Here is a 20,761-nt window from a genome sequence, read left to right on the forward strand (position 1 = left end):
CCTACCCGGGGAACTCGATGCCGCACACCCGACGAATGCCGTCCAGCGCCCGCAGCGTGCCGATCGACTCCTCCAGCGGCCGGAGCGGTGACTCCCGCATCCCCGCCGTCACGCATCTCGCCACCTCCGCCGCTTCGAAGTGGAGCGCGTCGTGGGCGGTGCGTTCCTCCGTGTACGTCAGGGTCGTACCGCCGCCGGACGGGGTCAGCAGGACGTCCCCCGGCTGGTAGAAGGGGCCCGGCAGGGTGAGCGTGGCGTGGTTGCCGGCGATCGTCGCGGTGGTCGGGGTGTCGCTGAAGAGCGTGGTGTGGACGGCGGACTGGCTGCCGTCGGGGGCGCGCAGGACGGCGGAGATCTGGCCGTTGACGCCGGCCGGGTGCGGCTGGCCGGTGGCGAGGATCTCGGTGGGCTCGCCGAGGACCCAGGTGGCGAGGGAGACGGGGTAGGTGCCGAGGTCGAGGAGCGGGCCGCCGGCGAGATCGGCGCGCAGGATGCGGTGACCGGGGGCGAAGTGCTCGCCGTGGTCGGCCAGCACGGTGTGGATGTCGCCGAGGACACCGGAGTCGAGGATCTGCCGGACGACGTCGAAGCGGGGGAGGAAGAAGGTCCAGAGCGCTTCGGCACAGAACAGGCCGCGGGAGGTGGCCAGTCGGGCCAGTTCCGTGGCCTGGGCCGCGTCGAGGGCCAGCGGCTTCTCCACCAGGGTGTGCTTGCCTGCCTCCAACGCCAGCCGTGCGCAGGCGAGATGGGCGGTGTGCTCGGTCGCCACGTAGACGACGTCGACGTCCGGCGCCGCGACCAGTTCCTCGTACGAGCCGTACGCGGCCGGGATGCCGTGCCGGCCGGCGAAGTCCGTGGCGCGGGCCGCGCCGCGGGAGGCGACGGCGGTGAAGCGCTGGCGGGTGTGGTTCTGGACCGAGTTCACGAAACGCTCGGCGATCCAGCCGGTGCCGAGCACACCCCAGCGCAGCACGGGCGCCGCCATGGGATCGGGGGTGCGCGGGGCGGGGAGCGCGGTGGGGAAGGCGGGGGGTGTCGGCATCGGCACCTCAGACCTCCGGGACCCGGACGGCGACGGTGCGGCCGTCGGCGTGCATGGACGCGATGACGGCCTCGGCGACCGCGGAGGCCACCAGCCCGTCGTACGCCGTGGCCAGCGGTGCCGGCCGCCCTTCGGCGACGGCGTCGGTCCACGCCTGCAGCTCCAGGCGGTAGGCGTCGGCGAACCGGGGCCGCCAGTCGGCCGGGTAGCCGGTGGCACGGGTACGGGCGGTGTCGGCCACCAGCCGGGCCGGGTCGGTCAGCGCGAGGGTGCCGTGCTCGCCGACGACCTCGCAGCGGATGTCGTAGCCGTACCCGGCGTTGAGGAAGGTCTCCACGGTGGTCAGCGCGCCGTCGGCCGTGCGCAGCAGCATCAGCTGGGGGTCCCGTAGCCCGGTCACCGCCGGGGTGGGGCGGGCCGCGTGCCAACTGACCTCGACGACGGGGGAGTTCAGCAGCCAGGGCACGGTGTCGAACTCGTGGATGGCGGAGCCGGTGACGCTGAACTCGTCCGTGGCGCCGGGCGCGGAGGACACACCCCGGCTCATGCAGTGCACGAGGAGGGGAGTACCGGCCGTACCGGCGGCGAGGGCGGCCCTGAGGTCGACGTAACCGGGGTCGAACCGGCGCATGAAGCCCAGGGAGACCAGGTCCGCGCGGTCCTCCCGGAGGACCCGCACGCACTCGGCCGTCGTCGGCGCGAGCGGCTTCTCGCACATGACCGGCTTGCCCGCCCGGGCGCCGGCGATCGCGAGGTCCGCGTGCGTGCTGTCGTGGGAGGCGATGACGACGGCGTCGACCTCGGGGTCGGCGATCAGCGCGTACGGGTCGTCGGTGGCCCGTGCCCCCGGTACGGCCGCCGCGACCTCGGCGGCCCGCCCCTTGTCGATGTCGGCGACGAGGACGACCTCGGCGCCGGAGACCCAGCGGTGCAGTGTGTTCGCATGGTCGGCGCCCATGTTCCCGGCGCCGACGACCCCGATCCGCACGGGGCTCGTCCGCACGGTGCTCATCCGAGGCTCACCCACGTCCCCCGCTCGGCGGAGCGGCTCATCGCGTCGAGGGCGGTGGCGCTGTGCACGGCGTCGTCGAGCGTGGCGCCGTACGAGGTGCCCTCGGCGACGGAGCGCAGGAAGGTGTGGGCCTCGATCACCTTGAGGTCGTCGTAGCCCATGGCGTTGGCCGCGCCGGGCTGGAAGGCGCCGTACTCGCCGTGGCCGGGGCCGACGAACACCGTGCTGACGGGCTGGTCCTGGTAGGAGGTGCCGCGGCTGACGCCGAGCTCGCCCATGCGCCGGTAGTCCCAGAAGACCGCGCCCTTGGTGCCGTGCACCTCGAAGCCGTAGTTGTTCTGCTCGCCGACCGAGACCCGGCAGGCCTCCAGGACACCCCGGGCGCCGGAGGCGAAGCGCAGCAGGCAGTTGACGTAGTCCTCGTTCTCGACGGGGCCGAGTTCGCCGCCGGTGGCGAGGGTGTGGCCTGCGGTGGCGCCGGTGGGGCGGGCGCGCTCGGGGATGAAGACGGCCGTGTCGGCGGCCAGCGACTCGATGTCGCCGAGCAGGAAGCGGGCCAGGTCGACGCCGTGCGAGGCGAGGTCGCCCAGGACGCCTCCGCCGCCGCGGGCGCGCTCGTAGCGCCAGGTCAGGGCGCCGTCGGGGTGGGCCGCGTAGTCGCTGAAGAGGCGGACGCGGACGTGGGTGACCGTGCCGAGCTCGCCGGAGGCGATCAGGTCGCGGGCGTGGGCGACGGCGGGCGCGTTGCGGTAGTTGAAGCCGACGGTGCTGCGCACCCCCGCCTTGGCGACGGCGTCGGCGACGGACCGGGCGTCCTCCGCCGTCAGCCCGACCGGCTTCTCGATCCAGATGTGCTTGCCGGCCTCGGCCATCGCGACGCCGATCTCGCGGTGCAGGAAGTTCGGCGCGGTGATGCTGACGGCCTGGACGCGCGGGTCGGTGACGACCTCACGCCAGTCCCGGGTGGTCGACGCGAACCCGAACTGGGCGGCGGCCTCCTCGGCCCGGCCCGGCACCTCCTCGGCGACGGCGACCAGCTCGGGCCGTACGGACAGCTGCGGGAAGTGGTGGGGGATCCGCTGGTAGGCCTGGGTGTGCACCCGTCCCATCCAGCCGAAACCGACGACGGCGACGCCGAGCGTACTCACCATGGGGCTGCCCTTCTTTGGACCGTTCCAGAGCCTTGCCCGCCCACGATGCGGGGACGCTTCCGCAGGTGTCAAGACATTCGGCCGTCTTTACAAAGTGGCCGGGGCTATGGAACGGTCCACACCATGAGCGCTCCGACCATCCGTGACGTCGCCGCGCGGGCCGGTGTGTCGAAGTCGCTGGTCTCCCTGGTGCTGCGGGGCGCGGACGGGGTCCGCGACGACAAGCGCCGGGCGGTGCTGGCCGCCGTCGAGGAACTCGGCTACCGGCCCAACGCGGCCGCGCGCAGCCTCAGCGAGCGGCGCACCCGCACGGTCGGCGTGCTGCTGAACGACATGCGCAACCCCTGGTTCGTGGAACTCCTCGACGGACTGAACCGGCGGCTGTACGACGCCGGGCTGCGCATGCTGCTGGCCGACGGCCACCTCAACCGCCGCCTCGGCGAGGACCTCACCCACACCTTCACCGAACTGCACGTCGACGGGCTGATAGCGGTCGGCACCCTGCACGACCCCGGGGTGCTGCGCACGGCGGCCGACCGGGTGCCGACGGTGGTGGCCGGCGCCCGGGAGCCGGTGCTGCCGGCCGTGGACATCGTGGCGAACGACGACGAACTCGGCGCCCGCCTCGCCACCGAGCACCTCATCGGGCTCGGCCACCGGGACATCGCGCACATCGCCGGGCAGGGCGCGGTCGGCGAGCTGCGCCGGCGCAGCTTCGAGGCGACGATGCGGGAGCACGGGCTGGCCGGCTCGGCGGTGGTGGAGCAGGGGGACCTCACGGAGGAGGGCGGCTACCGGGCGGCGGTCCGCCTGCTGAGCCGTCCGCGCCGCCCGACGGCGGTCTTCGCCGTCAACGACATGACCTGCGTGGGCGCGCTCTCGGCGGCCGAGGAGACGGGACTCACCGTCCCCCGGGACCTGTCCCTGGTCGGCTACGACAACACGTACCTCTCCCGGCTGCGGCACCTGTGGCTCACGACGGTGGACAACGCGAGCGCGGAGGTGGGCCGCCGGGCCGCCCAACGCCTCCTCGACAGGATCACGGAGCCGGAAAGGGCGGCCGAGGTGGATCTGGTGACGCCGTATCTGGAAGTGAGGGGGACGACGGGACCGCCACCGGGCGGCTGAGCATCGGGGGGCGTCCGGAGCGCCCCTTCAGGGGCGCGGGGAACTGCGCGGGCAACCACCACGCACCCGCGGCCGGCCGACGACGCGCACCCCCTGTCCCGGTCATCTCGGTTCCGGCGGCCGCTGCCTCGGCATGTTCGGCCGGGCCCCGCCGGGCCCCGGCAACGGGAACCGCCCGTTCAGCTGCCCCGCATCCCCCCGCGGCCCCGCCACGACCGCCGCCTGGATGCCCAGCGGGGTCGGCCCCGTGCGGAACTCCACCATCCAGTCAGCCGTCTCCGTGCGGACCAGCTCGGTCACGTCCTCCGAGAACCGCCGCAGCACCCCCAGGCACCGCTCGGCCGCCTCGCTCGCCGTCCCCTCCGCCGGTCCCAGCACCTCCCGGACGCTCTCCGCGGCCCAGTCGAACTGGAGCACCTGGAGCCGCCGCTGCACGGCCTGGGCCGTGGCCATGTCCCTTATCCAGCCGGAGGTCACCCCGAAGAACCGGTCGGCGCCGATGCACGCCACCGCCATCAGCAGCGCCAGATACCCCCAGGGCGCGACCCCGCCGACCACCCCGGTGAGGTCGAGGAGCGGCAGGGCGGCCCCGAGCGTCGCCCCCACGGCCGCCCCGCACCGCAGCGCCCGCGCCCCCCGCCGTTTCCACACCCGGTCCGTCAGGTACCACGCGGCCGTCTCCAGCGCCCCGCGCTCCACCCACCGGTAGAGCTCTTCGAGCCGTTCGGCCGGTTCGCCCCAGTCGCCGTGCGGGAACACCCGCCCGGTCAGATCACCCGGCCGCGGTCCGGCCGCACCCTCGCCCCGCCCGTCCTGAGGCGGTCCCTCGGGCTGCATCTCCGGCTGAACCACCCGGCACTCCCTAACTGATCCCGACCGGTCACGTTCCGTGACACTGGACCTGGCATTGAACATGACGCCGGCCACGGCACCGGACCCGACAATGGATGCTGATGACGGGCACCCTTCCTACCGCCCAATGGGTGGCGAAGGCTTCGCTTTCGTCTCTTTTCCGCCCGGAAGTGGGTCTTGGTCAGGTATAGGCCTCCCGGGATTCTCACTCGAAAGAGTGGCGGGGCGATGGCTGCGTCGACCACGTAGGCTCATGCACAGCAGAGCGAAGCGAAGGACCGGACCCAGGAGCTGATCGTGATCCCCGGTGGTGGCCAGCCCAACATGCAGCAGCTGCTCCAGCAGGCCCAGAAGATGCAGCAGGACCTGGCACGGGCCCAGGAGGAGCTGGCGAACACGGAGGTCGACGGGCAGGCGGGCGGCGGCCTGGTCAGGGCCACCGTGACCGGCGCCGGCGAGCTGCGCGCGCTGAAGATCGACCCGAAGGTGGTGGATCCGGAGGACATCGACACCCTCACGGACCTGATCATCGGGGCCGTCCAGGCGGCCAACGAGAACGCGCAGGCGCTCCAGCAGCAGAAGCTGGGCCCGCTGGCGCAGGGTATGGGCGGCGGCAGCGGCATCCCCGGCCTGCCGTTCTAGCACCTCTGTGGCGGTGGCCGTTCTGATGTTCGTCACGGGCGCGACACCCGTACCGCCTTCCTAGGACAGGCGGCAGCCAACTACCGTACGTACCGAAAGACTCCAGGAAGGGCAGTCCGTTGTACGAAGGCGTGGTTCAGGACCTCATCGACGAGCTGGGGCGGCTGCCCGGCGTCGGTCCCAAGAGCGCGCAGCGGATCGCCTTCCACATCCTGCAGGCCGAACCGACGGACGTACGGCGTCTCGCCCAGGCCCTCCTGGAAGTGAAGGCGAAGGTCCGCTTCTGCGCGACCTGCGGCAACGTGGCACAGGAGGAACTGTGCAACATCTGCCGCGACGCCCGCCGTGACCCGACGGTCATCTGCGTGGTGGAGGAGCCGAAGGACGTGGTGGCGATCGAGCGCACCCGCGAGTTCCGGGGCCGCTACCACGTGCTCGGCGGCGCGATCAGCCCGATCGAGGGCGTGGGTCCCGACGACCTCCGCATAAGGGAACTCCTCGCCCGGCTGGCCGACGGCACGGTCACCGAGCTCATCCTGGCCACGGACCCCAATCTCGAAGGCGAGGCGACGGCCACGTACCTCGCCCGCATGATCAAACCCATGGGCCTGAAGGTCACCCGCCTGGCCAGCGGCCTCCCGGTGGGCGGCGACCTGGAATACGCGGACGAGGTCACCCTCGGCCGCGCCTTCGAGGGGAGACGACTCCTAGATGTCTGACGCCACGCTGCACGCGACTGCACAGAACCCGGACGACTTCGTGGTCCAGATCGCGGACCAGGTGGAGAGCTTCCTGGTGGCCGTCACGGAGGTCGCGAAGGGCGACGAGCCGGACTCGGCGGTGCCCTTCCTCCTCCTGGAGGTCTCCCAGCTCCTGCTGGCCGGCGGCCGCCTCGGCGCGCACGAGGACATCGTCCCCGACGAGCGCTACGAGCCGGACCTGGGCCCGGAGCCGGACGTGGACGAGCTCCGCGAGAACTTCGCGCGCCTGCTGGAGCCCATCGACGTCTACTCCGAGGTCTTCGACCCGTACGAGCCCCGCAAGGCGCCCGTCCCGGCCCGCCTCTCGGACGACCTGGCCGACATCGTCACCGACCTCCGCCACGGCATGGCCCACTACCGCGCGGGCCGCACCACGGAGGCCCTGTGGTGGTGGCAGTTCTCCTACTTCTCCAACTGGGGCCCGACCGCCTCCGCGGTCCTCCGGGCCCTCCAGTCCATCCTCATCCACGTCCGCCTGAACCAGCCCCTGGAAGAACTGGACGGCCTGGACACGGACCAGGACACGATGGGCGACGAAACCCTGGAGTTCGTAGCGGGCCAGGTCATGGAACAGGAGATCGGCGGGGCGCTGGGGGCGCGGCCGGTGAAGTAGGCTCCTTGGCCGCCTGAACCGCTCACCGATCTGCGTGCAAGAAACCCCGCCAGGGATTGCCCGGCGGGGTTCGACCTCATCGATCTGTCGAGATCACTCTTGGTTCAAGGCGGCTCGCAGGTAGGCGATCAGATCACTGGTCGGTACCTCGACCCAGTCGGCTCCGGGTACCCCGGGGCGAGTGACCTCGTAACGGTCCTCTTCCGGCTCGTACACCAGGACTTGACGGCTCCCCCAGACGAACAGATCCCCCCGCAGGCGGACGGCACCGTGCGTGATCGTCGGGAACATGTTCCCCAGCACCTCATCTGCACGGAGGCGACGCAGAAGGTTCCATTGCCTCCGGTGGAATTCGGTCGACAGAAGTTCGGCCCACTGCAAAGAAGTGGGCTCTCCCTCATCGAGCGCCCGGGCGAATCCATCGAGCTCCAGGAACGTGAATCTCGCCGCCAACTCGTCGAACGGCACGCCTTCCCGCCATGCGACCACCGCCTCGACGAGCAGCCCGAACTCGTCCGTCGAGCCGATCTCCCAAGTGAACCCGGGAGTGTCCCAGATGATCCCGGGAATATGGACACGTACCCGGAACAGTCGCTCCTCGGTCGCGAGGACGACTGACAGGGTCCCCCTTGCCGTCTCGATACCAATGATGTCGGCGGCGGGCGAGGGTACTGGCCAGATTTCGCCCATGCCCAGCTGCGCGACCTTTTCCATCGCCGATACAAGACCGCCCGCAGCGGTCACGTCCGGGTACAAGTCTTTCCGGTGGGTATCCATGGCCGACTCCTCAGCAGTGGCAGTAACCGATGACCGAACCCTTCACGGGGCGAAGGTCTCCCTTCAGGACCGACAGATCCGGCATAGCTGTCGGGGCATCCAGCACCATGGCTCCTTCTGGACCCGAGGGGGAGTAGAACTTGATCGAGCTCCACGTGCGTTGGCCATTGGCGAGTGCCCTCGCGATCATGGACATCTCGTAGTCCGTGGCAGCTCCGGCCTCACCGGCCGTCAGGCCACGCTGGGCAGCATCCAGGAAGGTTCCCTCGTTGGCCAGTCCCGTCATGTTGATGTGCAGCGTCACGCTCGGGTCGGCGATGGCCATTTCCGCAATACGTGCGAAGTCCCTCGGGGACACGTTGGAGAAGGTGGTGAACTTGTTCCCGGGCAGCCCGGCCCACTCATCGAGCTTCCCGCCGTTCTGCCACCCCAACGCCACCTTGCAATTGTGGACAAGGACCGGCGTGGCGCCCGCCAGCACGAAGAACGTGTGCAGGTCGTCGACCGTGAGGTCGTAGACCGCACGCGGAGTCAGGCCCGAGCGGTCGAGGAGGGCGGTCACCGGGCGGAGGGAGCCGTCCGGGGTGCGCAGGCGGTCACCGACGTGCAGCTCGGACACCAGCGTCCACCCACGCCCCGCCACGTAGAATCTGTGGCCGGCTGTACTGGTCAGCCTTCCCCCGTCGGCAACGGTGATGTCCACCAGCCGCTGGGTGTCGTGTTCGAAGGTGTCGGTGACCTGCCGGGTGCGCAACCGGCCGGTGGCCGGGTCCATGGCCTTGACCAGGTCCCCCACGCCCACCTGGCTGATGGGCCGGTGCGAGCCGTCCGCCATGAGCACCTCGGTGGTGCCGGGGAAGCTGTTGGTCAGGCAGGCGGTCCGCATCTCCTCGAAGAGGTTCGCCGACCGCTCGATCCCCGCCAACGCCCCTGCATCGACGTCCAGCGCGCGCAGCGCCTTCAGCGCGTCGGCGACTCCGATGCCGGTACGCAGGGAGGCATCCACCGCCTTGACCGCGTCGGCGAGCGCGGCCAGCGGTTTCTCGAGCGGGACGAACATGGCGGCGGTCCAGGCGCACGCCGTCGCCGACCCGTGGAAGCACTTGACGGCATCCCCGAGGATCACGTCGTACAGGACGCTGCCGAGAATGTCGCCGAAGAGGTTCTGCCAGCCCAGGCGGGTGATCTCACCAGCGGTGAAGTGGTGCTCCCAGGCGACGTTCTCGGCCGTCACCGTCTTACGGTCGAGCCACTGCCACGCCGCTTTCGGGCAGCCGGCAGCGGTGGCGAGGGCGCTGTCGTCGGCGCACAGGTAGAAGTCGACGACCAGCTTGGCGTTGACCTTGTACGCGACATCGCAGCCTTGGACGGTGAGCGCGCAGTCCTTCGTCTGCTTACCGGAGAGGATCTCCGATTTTTCTTCGTCGATGACGTAGAAGACACCGCCGGAGCCCGTACCGGCACCCGTGGACACCTGCTTGTTGGCTTCCTCCTGTTCGGCCTGGTCCGCCGCTTCTTGTGCCTCCTTTGCGTACTTGTCGGCGTCCTTGGCGGCCTGTTCTGCTTCGGTCGCGGCGGCGTCGGCGCGGTCGGCTGCCGTGCGGGCGTTCTTGGCGGCCTGTTCGGCTTCGGCGGCTGCGGTGCGGGCCGCGTCCGCGTCGAGGGCGGCCTGATCGGCTGAGGTCCGGGCGTCCTGGGCGTAGCTTTCGGCGCGGTCTGCCGACGTGTCGGCGGCGGTGGCGTCCTCGGTGGCCTGGCGGTCGTACTCGATCGTGCGGGCCAGGGAGGCCGAGGCTTTGGAGGCTGCTTCCGCGGCGTCGGCCGCGTATCCGAGGGCCTCGCCCGCGTAGCTGCGGGCGTCGGAGGCGTAGCCTGCGGCGTTGGCCGCGTGCTGGTAGGCCTCCTTGGCGTCGCCCGCCGCCTGGTCGGCGATGGCTTTGGCGGCGGCGGCCTCCTCTGCCGCGTTCTTGGCGTGTGCCGCGGCGACCGCCTTCTGCTGCTCGGCGATCGTCTTCGAGGCTTGCCCGGACAGCACGACCAGGCTCGCGGCCGAGTCGGTCGTGAGGTACGGGGAGCCCAGCTGGATCGCGTCGTTGGCGGGCTTGGCGACCTGCTCGGCGGAGTTGGCCGCGTCCACGGCCGCCTGCGCGGTGACATAGGCGAAGCCGGTGGCCTTCGCCGCGGCGGCGAGGGCTTTGGCGGCCTCCTTCTGCGCCTCGTTCGCCTGGGACTTGGCGTCCTTGGCGTGCTGCTCGGCCTCGTCGGCCAGCTTGACGGCCGTCTTCGCCTCGCCTGCGGCGTGTGCTGCGGCCTGGATGGCGTCGGCGGCCGCGCTGGTCGCGGTCTTCACCGCTGCGTCCGCCTTCGCCTTGGCCGCCTGGGCGGCGTCCGCGTCGGAGCGGGCGCGCTTGGCGGCGGCCTCGGCGCGGGTGGCCGCGGCATCGGCATCGGCGGCGGCCTGTGTTGCCGCGTCGGCCTCGGAGCGGGCCTTGGTGGCCGCCGTTTCCGCGTCGTCCGCGTGCCGGTCAGCCTCGTTCGCGGCAGCGCGGGCGGCGTCGGCCGCGTCCCCGGAGTCGAGCGAGTCGGCGTAGGCGTCCTTCGCGTCCGCTTTGGCGCGGGCGGCGTCGGCCTTCTGTTTGGCGTCCCAGGCGTCGTCCCGCTCGGCCTTGGCTTTGTCGCGGGCCGCGACCGCGTCGTCGCGTCTGCTCTCGGCGGTCTTCCCGGCGGCCTCCGCCTTGCCCTGGGCGTCCTTCGCGGCTGTTGCCTGGGTTTCGGCGTTCTTCTTGTGCTCGGCGGCCTCTGCCTGCTTGGCCGCCGCGGTCGCCTTCTCCGCCTTGGCCGTCTTCTCCTCGGCCTCCGCGTCCAGCCGTCTGGCGTGCGCGGTGGCGGCGGCCGCCTTGGCGTCACCTTCGGCATTGAGGGCCACGGTGAGCTTCGCTTCGGCGGTCTCCTTGTCCGCCTTGGCGTTGTCGCGGTGCACCTTCGCCGCGTCGGCCGCGGCCTTTGCCTGCAATTCGGCCTTCTGCGCGGCCTCCTTGCGGAACTCGGCTTTGGCCTGCGCGGCCTGTGCCAGCGCACGCTGTGCGATGGTCTGGCTGTCGGCGGCGGAGGCGCGGGTCGCGGCCTCGGCGGTTTCACCGGCCTTCACCATCGCGGTGAGCGCGGCGACCGCGCCCTTGGTGACCTGTGCCTTCTGCTGGCCGACCAGCAGACCGCGGCCCCGCGGCGCGCCGTTCGTGTCCGCGATGGTGTAGGCCGCCTGCTCGGCGGTGTCCGAGGCGGTGGCCGCCTTCTGCGCGGCCGTGAGCTGCGTCTTCAGGGCCGCGAGCTGCTTCTTTGCCGCTGCCTGTGCGGCGGTGACACCCGCTTTGGCCTTGGTGAACTGCGCGGCCGGCGGCACCGTGCCGGTGTGGGCGGACGGTTTGACGTCGAACTGCTGCGGGCCGGTGCCGTTGCAGGTGTAGAGCCAGGAGTTGTAGCCGTTGGTGTATTCGTGCAGGTCCAGGCACTTGCCGGTGCCGGTGTTCTTCAGGGCCGTGGTGGCCCGGAGGTTGAACTCCCAGGTCTGCGCGGGCGAGCTGTTGCAGGTCCAGATCTGGATCTTTGTGCCGTTGGCCGAGTCGTTGTTCGACACGTCCATGCATTTCTGGGAGTTCACGTTCATCAGGTGAAGTCCTGTGGCGCCGATCAGGATCTGCCACTGCTGCGCGGCCGAGCTGTTGCAGGTGTAGAGCTGGACGGGCGTGCCGTTGTCCTTCTTGCCGCCCTCGACGTCCAGGCACTTGCCCTGCGCGGCGTGCACCTCGATCACGGTCGGTGCGTCACCGACCGTGCCGAGCCCGCCGGCCGACCAGTAGTCCTGCCAGCGGGCGAGCCGGTCGGCGATCCAGGACTGGCCCAGGAGATCGCCGAGAGCCTTGGAACCCGTGGTGAGTGCGGTGACGGCGTCCTTGTTCGCGGTCAGGATCTGGTCGCGCCGGGTGGCCTGGGAGGCGACCTCCTGCTGCCATTCGGCAGCCGCGGTGGAGGTGACGTCGTCGAGGGCCCTGTCGGGGTCGAGCGGGTCGCGCCAGGCGCAGGAGGCGAACCGGGACTTCAGGTCCTCGACCGCGATACGGAACTCGGCGCTGTCCGGCTGCGGAGCGGTACGCGGGAACCCGCCGGACGCGAGGAAGATCCGGGCGTCGTCCGTGCCCGCGTTCTTCCCCGACATCTGGTGCATCCACGCGAACGCGTCCCGTTCGGTGAGCGCGCGGTTCCATTCGTCCCTCGGCAGCCCCGGGTCCGGGTCCTTGCCGTAGAGCGGGGAGCCCAGGGCGTCGACGGCCTTGAGGGTGGCGTCGTCTGCCAGTGGGGTGGAGTCCTTGTAGAAATCCTCCTCGCTCTTCCAGAACCGGTCGGAGATCCACTGGGTCAGACCGGTCTGGTCGTAGAAGCTCTGCTTGCCGTCGCCTGCGGTACCGGGTGGCCAGTGGAAGTCGGCATCGGTGAAGCCGGCCGGGGTGTTCAGCCCTTCCAGGGGCTTCTTCCAGGTGTCCTGGAGGGAGTTGACGGCGTCCAGGTCCTGTTTCGCCTGGGCCTTGTCCTTGTCGTAGGCCGTGGAGAGAGCGGTGTTCTCCCAGTGCTCCCGGTCGGCGAGGACGTGCAGTTGCTCCGGGGTCTTGTTCAGACCGTCCTGCGCGGTTGCGGCCATGGACGTGCCGCCCAGCCGCAGGACATCGGCCATCAGGCACTGGTCCTGCCGGAGTTGCTCGGCGGTGGTGTCCTGGTACCAGGGGTACGAGTCGGCGGCCGGGGCGGCGTCCCGCAGGGCGGATGGAAGCGGGCCCGAGCCGACGGCGATGCCGGCGACGAGCGAGACGGCGAGAACGGGCGGGAGAAGCCGGGCGGTTGTGGTCGTGACGGAGCGTTTCCGCTTTGCGGGCGGGCCGAGTCTGAGGCGTCCCGGCAGTCCGGGCCGCAGGGATCTCGGTGGTCTGGAGCGCAAGTACGTATCCCCCTGTAAGAGGGGAAGGAAGCCGCGGATCGGACCAGACGGGCGCGCGGCATGGCGACGTCCCCCTGATGCGGCGACTCAGTCCCCCCGGTCGCCGACAGGCACACGCCTGTCAGATGGTCATGCGCCGGTCAAGCGCAGGTCATGGTAGGCGTACGGCGCCCCCGAGGGGCAAGCGTTTTCGAGTGGGGGTGACGGGGGGAATGGCCTGAAACCGCTCACGGAGAGGTGTGCAAATTCCAAGGGTGGTTGTGAGGGCTCTGTGTTGTACCTGCGTGCGAGAGGTGTGGGGGATCGGTGGGGTCCTCCTCCAAGTAGGGCAGCCTCTGTCCTAATCGGCCCCTACGGTCGTCGGTGACATTCCGACACCACCGAGGAGACCGCGATGCCCGAGCGGAACAGTGCAGCACCGGACGGATACACCACGGTCGCGCCCTGGGTCGTCACCGACGACACCGGGGCGTTCCTGGACTTCGTCACCCAGGTGTTCGGGGGTGAGGAGTTGGGGCGGGTGGCCACCGAGGCCGGTGCGATCGGACACGCCGAGATCCGGATCGGCGACACCGTCGTCCTGGCCTTCGACCGGAGCGCGGACTGGCCCGTCATGCCCAGCTTGCTGCGCGTGTTCGTCGCCGACGCGGACGACACGTTCGCGCGCGCCGTCGCGGCCGGCGGCCAGGTCGTCACCGCCCCCGCCGACCACGCCTTCGGGCAGCGCGGCGGACGCGTCAAGGACCCCTTCGGCAACATCTGGTGGGTGGTCGCCCATGTCGAGGACGTCTCCGAGGAGGAGATGTGGAGCCGGTTGCAGGAGCCCCGGTATGTGGAGGCCATGCGCGTGGCCCAGAAGACTCTCGACGCGGAACTCAGCGGCCGACGTGAGGGCCGCAGTAGTGCGCCCGTACAGGTCAATCCCGCCGTTACCGGTCACAGTGTCGTATGACTTAGCTACAGTCAGTAGCGGATGTGGTTGCAGTGTCCGGCGAGAGCAACAACCAGCCGCCCGCTGCCTGGCGTTACGGATGTCACCCGGGAGAAGCTGGCCTCGGCCGCCAACTACTCCCCGGAGACCATCGCCTCGATGGAGCGCGGGGTGCGCAGACCGACCTCGCGCGTGCTGGACGTGGCGGACGAATTGTGCGACGCACAAGGGATGTTGAGCGCGGCGAAGCAGTTCCTGGATCGGGAGCGGTACTCGGCTTGGGCGCAGGACTACATCGAGCGGGAGCGGGAGGCGACCAGTATCTGGTGGTACGAAGTCTCGCTCGTCCCTGGACTGTTGCAGACGCAGGGGTACGCACGGGCGCTCATCGACAATCGGATCCTGCCCCTGGACGAGGAGACGGTGGAGGAGCGGATCGTCGCCCGCATGGACCGACGGGCCGTCCTCACCGAGCGGAAGCCTCCGGTCGGCCTGAGCTTCGTTCTCTACGAGGCCGCGCTGCGCAGCCCGTTGGTGGACGGTGAGCAACTGCGCCGCCTGCTGGAGGTGGCCCGGTTGCGGAACGTCGTGGTGCAGGGGCTTCCCTTCGAACGGGCCTTCAGTAACGCGCTCATGGGGCCGATGATGCTTCTGGAGACCCGTGACCACGAGCGATTCGCCTTCACGGAAGGCCCGTTCGCCAGTCAGCTTTCGTCCGATCCGGGGGTTGTCAGCCGCGTGACCGAGCGACTCAAGTGGTTCAAGTCCAGCTACAGCGACAACGAGGGCGGCGCCTGCGTCGAAGTCGCCCTCTCCGCCGCCGTCCGCATCCGGGACTCCAAGGCGCCCGCGGGCCCCGAGTTGCGCGTGGCCGCGCCCGCCTGGGTGGCGTTCATCTCCGCAGTTCAGCCCGGAGCTTGAGCCCCGGGCTCCGAGCCTCGGGCTTCGAGCTCCTCCATTGGTTTTCTGGGTTTTGGGATGGGTGAAAACCAACCCAACCAACCAAGTCTGCGGGTGAGTTGAAGCCGCCTACCTCGAAAGAGTGACGTTCCGTGATCGGCTTGCGCCGGAACGTAAAGGGCCTCTAGGTTCGCGGCAAATAGATCGGCCCCGGTCGGTGCTGGAACACCGGCTCCGGGGCCTGGACCTACGGATCGAAACTGAGGCTCGATCGTGGCTTGCACTTACCCTAGCCCTGCCCTGCCGTCCCCGCAGCACCCCATGGCCAAAACGGGTTACGGGAAGCGCTCCACGGGTGACGAAGACCCGCACGCGGACCCGGACTTCGCACACCTGAGCCCCCGTGACCGCGAGTTCGCCGTCTACGTCGACCACCTCGAAGACCGTCATGCGATGGGCTACAAGGCGATCGCCGCGGAACACCCCCGTTACGGCCAGCAGGCCACGCGGACGTCGCTGAACCGGCTCACCGAGGCCGGCCATCTGCGTTGGATCAAGGAACACATCACCCTTGAGGACAACTCGATGCGCTGGGTGACGCGGACCTACTGGTCGCGTACACCCAGGTCGCCCGAGTGGTGGGCGAACTTCGCGCGGGAGCGCAAGGGCCGGGACGTTACCCAGGACCACCAGTCGGGCCTGGCCCGAACCGGCGAAGAGCCCCGGGACACGGCGCCGGACCAGGAAGCGCAGGCGACAGCGGAGGCGCCGGAACCCGAACAGCCCAGCGCCGCGTACCGCACCCTCGCCGGACTGCGCGGAGCCGACCCTCGTATGCCGCTCTCGGAAACCGACTGCCGGTCCCTCGAATCCCTCGCCGCGGAGTGGCTGTCCCGTGGCGCGACACCGAACGACATCACCCGTGCCCTGACCGACGGGCTGCCGCCCACGGTCACCAACCCGGGCGGACTCGCCCGCAGGCGACTGGAGACGAAGATGCCACCCACGAAGGAAGACGCCACGGAGGCCCCGAGCCGTCCCCTGCGCGGCCGCGTCACCCGCGTGATCATGGCCTGCGCGACCTGTGACCAGGACGAACGGACGGTGAAGATCGACCGGGGTATCTGCGAGGAGTGCCGCAAGGAGTTCGCGCAGGACGAGGCGGGCGACGAGGAACTCCAAACGGACCCCGTGAAGGTGATCGAGGAGATCGCCTGCCCCGGCATCGCGTCCGCGCACTTCCTCAAGGAGAAGCTGGAGCGCCGGACGGGCGGGCCCGTACCCGACACGTTCCGCCCCGTGCCCATCGAGGACCAGGTCTTCTACCACTTCCGCGACAACCGTGACCGCATCGCGAACGGGCTCCCGCCGAGGCGCTCGAACTGGGGACGGCGGTGACACGAAGGGCGGCGGCGCGCGGGCCTCCGTGTGCCGGTGGCCCCGGAGGAGCCCACGGATTACATTCGTAATATGGCGGAGAAGGTGAAGTTCAGCGTGAGTCTCAACGCCGATCTCGGCGAGGCACTGCGGCAGTACGCAGAGGCCGAGGACGAGCAGATCTCGGCGGTGGTCAGCCGGGCACTGGAGCAGTACCTCGACAAGCGCCGCATCATCCGTGAGGGGATGCGGGCCATGGAGGAGCACTTCGAAGAGCACGGATGGCCGACGCCCGAGGAGATGGCAGAAGCCGACGCACGGATCGACGCCCTCTTCGGAGAGACGCGAGAGGAGCGCCGGAGCGCGTGAGCCACATCGTCTACGACACTGGCGCGTTGATCGCCGCCGCCAAGAACGATCAGGCGTTTCTGAACCAGCACTACAAGATGCTGAGCAGGGGGAAGATCCCCGTCGTCCCGGCGGGGGTTCTCGCACAGGGATGGGACTCGCGTGCGAAGGCAGCCGCTCTCCACCGCGTACTCCACGGCTGTGAGGTGATGCCGTTCACCGAAGCCCTGGCGAAGGCGGCGGCGGTGCTCTGCCAGAAGAACAAGACGTCCGACGTCATCGACGCCAGTGTCGTCCTCACTGCCATCACCTACGACGAAGCGCCGATCTTCACCGACGACCTGGGGGATATCCGCGCCCTGGTCGATTGTGCGGGTCGTAAGCGCATCGTCGTCGAGCGGCCGTGAAGCTCCCGGAGCCCCCGGAGGTCACAGCGTCCACAGCCCCTTCGCCACCGCCGTGATCCCGCCCGTCAGGGCCAGGAGGAGGACCAGGCGGCGGGCGTGGTGTTCGGGGAGGCGGTCGCCTGTCGCTCTGCCGATCAGGCCGCCCGCCGCCATCGCGCCGGCCACCGCCGTCCACTCCGCCGTGCTCAGCCCCGGCACCCCGTTCGCCGTCACCGAGAACGCGTTGACGACCACGCCGTAGAACTGTGCGTTGGGGACGAACTCCCGTACCGTCCAGCCCGCGTTGAGCGCGTAGAGGGAGATCGGCGGGCCGCCCACGCCCGCCGCCGAGTTCATGAAGCCGCCGACCGCGCCCGCCGTCAACGCGCCCGCACGGCCGCGGAGTACGGGGACCCGGGCGCCCCGCATGACCAGGAGCACCGCCGCCGTCACCAGGCCGCCCATCGTCAGAAGCAGCAAGGGCGCGGGGAGTTGACGGGTCAGCCAGGTGCCCGCCGGGACCGTGCAGGCCGCCGCCGCGCACAGAGGGACCATCGCCGCCGGGCGGACCCGGCGCCAGCCGCCCGCCAGGCCCACCACACTGATCGCGCCCGCCGCGCAGTTGGCGAGTGAGACACCCTCGGCGGGGCCGAGGAGCAGGATCAGGGCCGGTACGGCGACCAGCGCGAAGCCCATGCCGGTCAGCCACTGCACGCTCGCGCCGAGCAGGACGATGCCGGTGAGAAGGATCAGCGGGGTCATGGTGTACCTGCCTACACCAACGGTCCGGCAGCGCGCTCCCTCGTTGCCGTCCCCGGGAGACGGAATCGTTGATCTCGCCAGGTCAACCAACCACACAGCGAGGACTTCCGCCATGAAAGCCCTGCTCTCCTCCCGTCCCGTCCTCTGGTTCCTCTTCCTCTTCAATCTCGTCGTCGCCGCCGTCGCGCCCTTCGTCGTCGACGGTGCGCAGGGTGTGCTGACCGCCGTCGGGATGGGGGTCGTGTCCCTCGGTGCCGGAGTCAGCCTGCTGCGCGGCTGAGAGCGGCCGGGAAACGCGAATTGGATCAGCCCTGCATCCCCGCTGTACGTCGGCTGCACGGGCGTTAACCAGCGGAAAGAGAGTCTTGGGTCATGACCCACACAGCCCGTGAGGCCCGTACCCGTAAGACCCGTATACGCGCCGCCGTCGTCACCGCCACCGCCCTCGTCACCGCCGCCACGGTGAGCGTCGGAGTCAGCCAGGCCGGCAGCGACAAGCCCGCGCACAAGCCCACCAAGGCGCAGATCGCGGCCCTGTTCAACACCTGGAACGCGGCCCTTCAGACCGGCGACCCGGAGAAGGTCGCCGGCCTCTACGCCAAGGACGCCGTCCTGCTGCCGACCGTCAGCAACAAGATCCGGACCGACCACGCCCAGATCGTCGACTACTTCGAGCACTTCCTGCAGAACAAGCCGGTGGGCAAGAAGAAGACGACCATCGTGAACGTCCTCGACGGCAACTCGGCCATCGACACCGGCATCTACCAGTTCACGCTCACCGACCCGAAGACCGGCGCCAAGAGGGTCGTCGAGGCGCGGTACACCTACGAGTACGAGAAGCGCGGCGGCACGTGGCTGATCGTCAACCACCACTCCTCGGCGATGCCCGAAGGCTGATCGACACGCAGAGGCCGCCGCCGGGCGCGTCCCGCAGGGTGACCGTGCCGCCGTCGTCCGTCAGCAACTGGCGTACGACGGCCAGGCCCAGGCCCGAGCCCGAGCGGCCGGTCAGGCCCCGGCCGCGCCAGAAGCGGTCGAACGCGCGGGACTTCTCCGCGTCCGTCATGCCCGGGCCCTCGTCCAGGACGGACAGGATCACGTCGTCGGCCGTCGTCTCGACGCCCACCGTGATCGTCGCGCCGTCCGGTGACACCTCCAGGGCGTTCGACAGGACGTTGTCCAGCACCTGGTCCAGATGACCGGGGCTGGCCAGCACAGACGGCCGGCCGTCGGCGATTCCCCTGAGCGCGATGTGGACTCCGCGCTCGTCGGCGGCCGGTCTCCACAGCGAGAGGCGCTCGTCCACGATGTCCAGCAGCGGCAACGGCTCCGGCGCCGTCACCTTCGCCTCCGCGCGCGCCAGCACCAGCAGGCCGTTCACCAGGCGGCTCATCCGGACCACTTCCGCCGTCGCCTGTTCCACGTCCTCGCGGACGAACTCGTCGTCGACTCCGTCCGCGATGTTGTCCAGGGACAGGCGCAACGCCGTGAGCGGGGTGCGCAGTTGGTGGGAGGCGTCCGCCACGAAGATGCGCTGCGAGGCGACGAGCGTGTCGAGGCGTTCCGCGCCCTGGTTGAGGGTGCGGGCCAGGGTCTGGGTCTCCGCCGGGCCGGTCACCGGGGACCGGGCGGTCAGGTCGCCGTCGCTGAACTTGCTCGCCATGGAGTTGAGTTCGCGCAGGGGGCGGGTGATCCGGCGGGCGGCGACCGCGCCGATCGCCGCGGCCGCCGCGAGGACGAGTACGGCGAGGCCGGCCCGGAAGCCCCAGATCTGCCAGAACCGGGTCGTCATGTCGGACGTCGAGTAGACGATCCGTACGGCCGCGTTCCCCTCGGCGGGGACGGTGACCGTCAGATGCTCGCCCCAGATGAAGTCCGAGCCCCAGTCGGTCGTCGGGGCGTTGTCCCGCGCCGCGCGGGTGAGCGCCCGGTCGGCGGCGGGCCTCGGCAGGTCCGGGGCGCAGCTGCCGCCGGGGGCCACCTGGACCGTGCCGGGGGTCTCACGGTCGTACGCCCTGGCCACCTCGGTCAGGGCCTCGCACGAGACGCCGTCGGTGCCGCCCAGCAGCAGCGCCATCGTCTTGGCCTCGCGCAGGACGGAGAGTTCCGTGTCGTCGCGCAGCTGCTTGGTGAGGGTGAAGGCGACCGGGACGGTGAAGAGGAGGATGGCCACCGCCACGAGCAGGATGTAGCTGCGGATGAGCTGGCGGTTCACGAGGGGTCCCCCGGTGCCACCTCCAGGCGGAAGCCGACGCCCCGGACGGCCTCGATGGTGATCGCGCCGGCCAGCTTGCGGCGCAGGGCCGCCACATGCACGTCCAGGGTCTTGGTCGGGCCGAACCAGTTCGCGTCCCAGACGGCCTCCATGATCTGCTCGCGCGACATCAGCGCGCCCGGCTCCTCGGTGAGGAAGGCCAGCAGGTCGTACTCCTTGGGGGCCAGCGCCACCTCCGCGCCGTCCAGGTGGACGCGGGCGGCCTTGCGGTCGACGGTCAGGCGGGTGCCGTAGCGGTCGGGGCCGGTGTCCGCCTGGGCACGCGGCTGGGCGCGGCGCATCACCGCCCTTATCCGGGCGATCACCTCGCGCACCCCGAACGGCTTGGAGACGTAGTCGTCCGCGCCCAGCTCCAGGCCGACCACCCGGTCCGTCTCGTCGCTGCGCGCGCTGATCACGATGATCGGCACATCGCCGCCCGAGGCGCGCCCGCGGAGCGCCTTGCAGATGTCGAGGCCGTCGGTGTCGGGCAGGCCGAGGTCGAGGAGTACGACGTCGTAGGGGCCGGCGTGGGCGAGCGCGGCGGCGCCCGTGGTGACCCATTCGACCTCGAAGCCGTACCGCCTCAGGCCGCGTCGGAGGGATTCCGCCACCGGCTCGTCGTCTTCCACCAGAAGTACGCGCACGCCCCGTACCTTAATTCTTGAAACTTAATTCACAGCCGTCCCGGCTCGCGGCCGTCACTGTGAGCCAGGGCACTTTTCCGCGTGGTGTGGCGTGCGCTGGGCAGGTTCCGGTGCGGAAGCGAGCGGCCGGATCACCCACCACGACGTCTCACCATGCGGGAGCAGGCTGGTGGAATTCGGACGCTCGTTAA

General features: G+C 70.3%; 20 protein-coding genes. 11 read left to right on the forward strand and 9 right to left on the reverse strand.

The window, feature by feature from the left end:
* Position 1 precedes the first annotated feature (1 nt).
* The 3 genes from AB0D85_RS30105 to AB0D85_RS30115 are packed head-to-tail and all read right to left on the reverse strand — an operon-like array spanning position 2 to position 3,205.
* On the reverse strand, positions 2-1,042 hold the full coding sequence (locus tag AB0D85_RS30105; protein WP_362326938.1) for a Gfo/Idh/MocA family oxidoreductase: 1,041 nt from the start codon (positions 1,040-1,042) through the stop codon (positions 2-4).
* A 7-nt stretch (positions 1,043-1,049) separates the two neighbouring features.
* Entirely contained in the window at positions 1,050-2,054 is a 1,005-nt protein-coding gene (locus AB0D85_RS30110; protein WP_362326941.1) for a Gfo/Idh/MocA family oxidoreductase, read from the reverse strand.
* On the reverse strand, positions 2,051-3,205 hold the full coding sequence (locus tag AB0D85_RS30115; protein WP_362326944.1) for a Gfo/Idh/MocA family oxidoreductase: 1,155 nt from the start codon (positions 3,203-3,205) through the stop codon (positions 2,051-2,053). The genes AB0D85_RS30110 and AB0D85_RS30115 overlap by 4 nt, the downstream gene beginning before the upstream one ends.
* Before the next feature lie 123 nt (positions 3,206-3,328).
* Here AB0D85_RS30115 and AB0D85_RS30120 point away from each other — a divergent pair, with 123 nt between their 5' ends.
* A complete protein-coding gene (locus AB0D85_RS30120; protein ID WP_362326947.1) occupies positions 3,329-4,333 on the forward strand; it encodes a LacI family DNA-binding transcriptional regulator in 1,005 nt (334 codons plus the stop codon).
* 102 nt (positions 4,334-4,435) lie between these two features.
* Here AB0D85_RS30120 and AB0D85_RS30125 read toward each other — a convergent pair whose 3' ends face one another.
* Positions 4,436-5,185: an SLATT domain-containing protein gene (locus tag AB0D85_RS30125; RefSeq protein WP_362326950.1), complete on the reverse strand. Its 750-nt coding sequence runs from the start codon at positions 5,183-5,185 to the stop codon at positions 4,436-4,438.
* Positions 5,186-5,482: 297 nt separating this feature from the next.
* Here AB0D85_RS30125 and AB0D85_RS30130 point away from each other — a divergent pair, with 297 nt between their 5' ends.
* The 3 genes from AB0D85_RS30130 (at position 5,483) to AB0D85_RS30140 (ending at position 7,201) form a co-directional block, all read left to right on the forward strand.
* A complete protein-coding gene (locus AB0D85_RS30130; protein WP_362326953.1) occupies positions 5,483-5,827 on the forward strand; it encodes a YbaB/EbfC family nucleoid-associated protein in 345 nt (114 codons plus the stop codon).
* Positions 5,828-5,946: 119 nt separating this feature from the next.
* Complete coding sequence (gene recR / locus AB0D85_RS30135) at positions 5,947-6,546, forward strand: recombination mediator RecR (RefSeq protein WP_046732256.1); 600 nt, start codon at positions 5,947-5,949, stop codon at positions 6,544-6,546.
* The gene (locus AB0D85_RS30140; protein WP_362326957.1) at positions 6,539-7,201 is read left to right on the forward strand and encodes a DUF5063 domain-containing protein; all 663 of its coding nucleotides are present in this window, start codon (positions 6,539-6,541) and stop codon (positions 7,199-7,201) included. Before recR ends, AB0D85_RS30140 begins: the two co-directional genes overlap by 8 nt.
* A 93-nt stretch (positions 7,202-7,294) precedes the next feature.
* Here AB0D85_RS30140 and AB0D85_RS30145 read toward each other — a convergent pair whose 3' ends face one another.
* Both AB0D85_RS30145 and AB0D85_RS30150 read right to left on the reverse strand, forming a co-directional pair.
* Positions 7,295-7,978: a hypothetical protein gene (locus AB0D85_RS30145; RefSeq protein ID WP_362326960.1), complete on the reverse strand. Its 684-nt coding sequence runs from the start codon at positions 7,976-7,978 to the stop codon at positions 7,295-7,297.
* Positions 7,979-7,988: 10 nt separating this feature from the next.
* Positions 7,989-12,704, reverse strand: a complete 4,716-nt coding sequence (locus tag AB0D85_RS30150; RefSeq protein WP_362327329.1) for an RICIN domain-containing protein — start codon at positions 12,702-12,704, stop codon at positions 7,989-7,991.
* Between the two features lie 655 nt (positions 12,705-13,359).
* Here AB0D85_RS30150 and AB0D85_RS30155 point away from each other — a divergent pair.
* The 5 genes from AB0D85_RS30155 (at position 13,360) to AB0D85_RS30175 (ending at position 16,928) form a co-directional block, all read left to right on the forward strand.
* Complete coding sequence (locus AB0D85_RS30155) at positions 13,360-13,917, forward strand: VOC family protein (protein ID WP_362326963.1); 558 nt, start codon at positions 13,360-13,362, stop codon at positions 13,915-13,917.
* Positions 13,918-14,067: 150 nt separating this feature from the next.
* Positions 14,068-14,817 (forward strand): DUF397 domain-containing protein, encoded by a 750-nt coding sequence (locus tag AB0D85_RS30160; protein WP_362326966.1) that lies wholly within the window; start codon positions 14,068-14,070, stop codon positions 14,815-14,817.
* A 300-nt stretch (positions 14,818-15,117) separates the two neighbouring features.
* On the forward strand, positions 15,118-16,194 hold the full coding sequence (locus AB0D85_RS30165) for a hypothetical protein (RefSeq protein ID WP_362326969.1): 1,077 nt from the start codon (positions 15,118-15,120) through the stop codon (positions 16,192-16,194).
* 72 nt (positions 16,195-16,266) lie between these two features.
* On the forward strand, positions 16,267-16,542 hold the full coding sequence (locus AB0D85_RS30170; RefSeq protein WP_362326972.1) for a hypothetical protein: 276 nt from the start codon (positions 16,267-16,269) through the stop codon (positions 16,540-16,542).
* Positions 16,539-16,928 carry a hypothetical protein gene (locus tag AB0D85_RS30175; RefSeq protein ID WP_362326975.1) on the forward strand — a complete coding sequence of 130 codons (390 nt, stop codon included), beginning with the start codon at positions 16,539-16,541 and terminating at the stop codon, positions 16,926-16,928. Before AB0D85_RS30170 ends, AB0D85_RS30175 begins: the two co-directional genes overlap by 4 nt.
* A 21-nt stretch (positions 16,929-16,949) precedes the next feature.
* Here AB0D85_RS30175 and AB0D85_RS30180 read toward each other — a convergent pair whose 3' ends face one another.
* A complete protein-coding gene (locus tag AB0D85_RS30180; protein WP_362326978.1) occupies positions 16,950-17,669 on the reverse strand; it encodes a sulfite exporter TauE/SafE family protein in 720 nt (239 codons plus the stop codon).
* Positions 17,670-17,781: 112 nt separating this feature from the next.
* Here AB0D85_RS30180 and AB0D85_RS30185 point away from each other — a divergent pair, with 112 nt between their 5' ends.
* A complete protein-coding gene (locus tag AB0D85_RS30185) occupies positions 17,782-17,949 on the forward strand; it encodes a hypothetical protein (protein ID WP_362326981.1) in 168 nt (55 codons plus the stop codon).
* A gap of 92 nt (positions 17,950-18,041) precedes the next feature.
* The gene (locus AB0D85_RS30190; RefSeq protein ID WP_362326984.1) at positions 18,042-18,566 is read left to right on the forward strand and encodes an SgcJ/EcaC family oxidoreductase; all 525 of its coding nucleotides are present in this window, start codon (positions 18,042-18,044) and stop codon (positions 18,564-18,566) included.
* On the opposite strand, the gene AB0D85_RS30195 is transcribed toward AB0D85_RS30190, so the two are convergent.
* On the reverse strand, positions 18,532-19,884 hold the full coding sequence (locus AB0D85_RS30195; RefSeq protein WP_362326987.1) for a HAMP domain-containing sensor histidine kinase: 1,353 nt from the start codon (positions 19,882-19,884) through the stop codon (positions 18,532-18,534). The genes AB0D85_RS30190 and AB0D85_RS30195 overlap by 35 nt on opposite strands.
* Complete coding sequence (locus tag AB0D85_RS30200) at positions 19,881-20,570, reverse strand: response regulator transcription factor (protein WP_362326990.1); 690 nt, start codon at positions 20,568-20,570, stop codon at positions 19,881-19,883. The genes AB0D85_RS30195 and AB0D85_RS30200 overlap by 4 nt, the downstream gene beginning before the upstream one ends.
* Positions 20,571-20,761 lie beyond the last annotated feature (191 nt).

Source organism: Streptomyces sp. NPDC048277, assembly GCF_040652235.1.
In the GTDB taxonomy this organism is placed as follows: domain Bacteria; phylum Actinomycetota; class Actinomycetes; order Streptomycetales; family Streptomycetaceae; genus Streptomyces.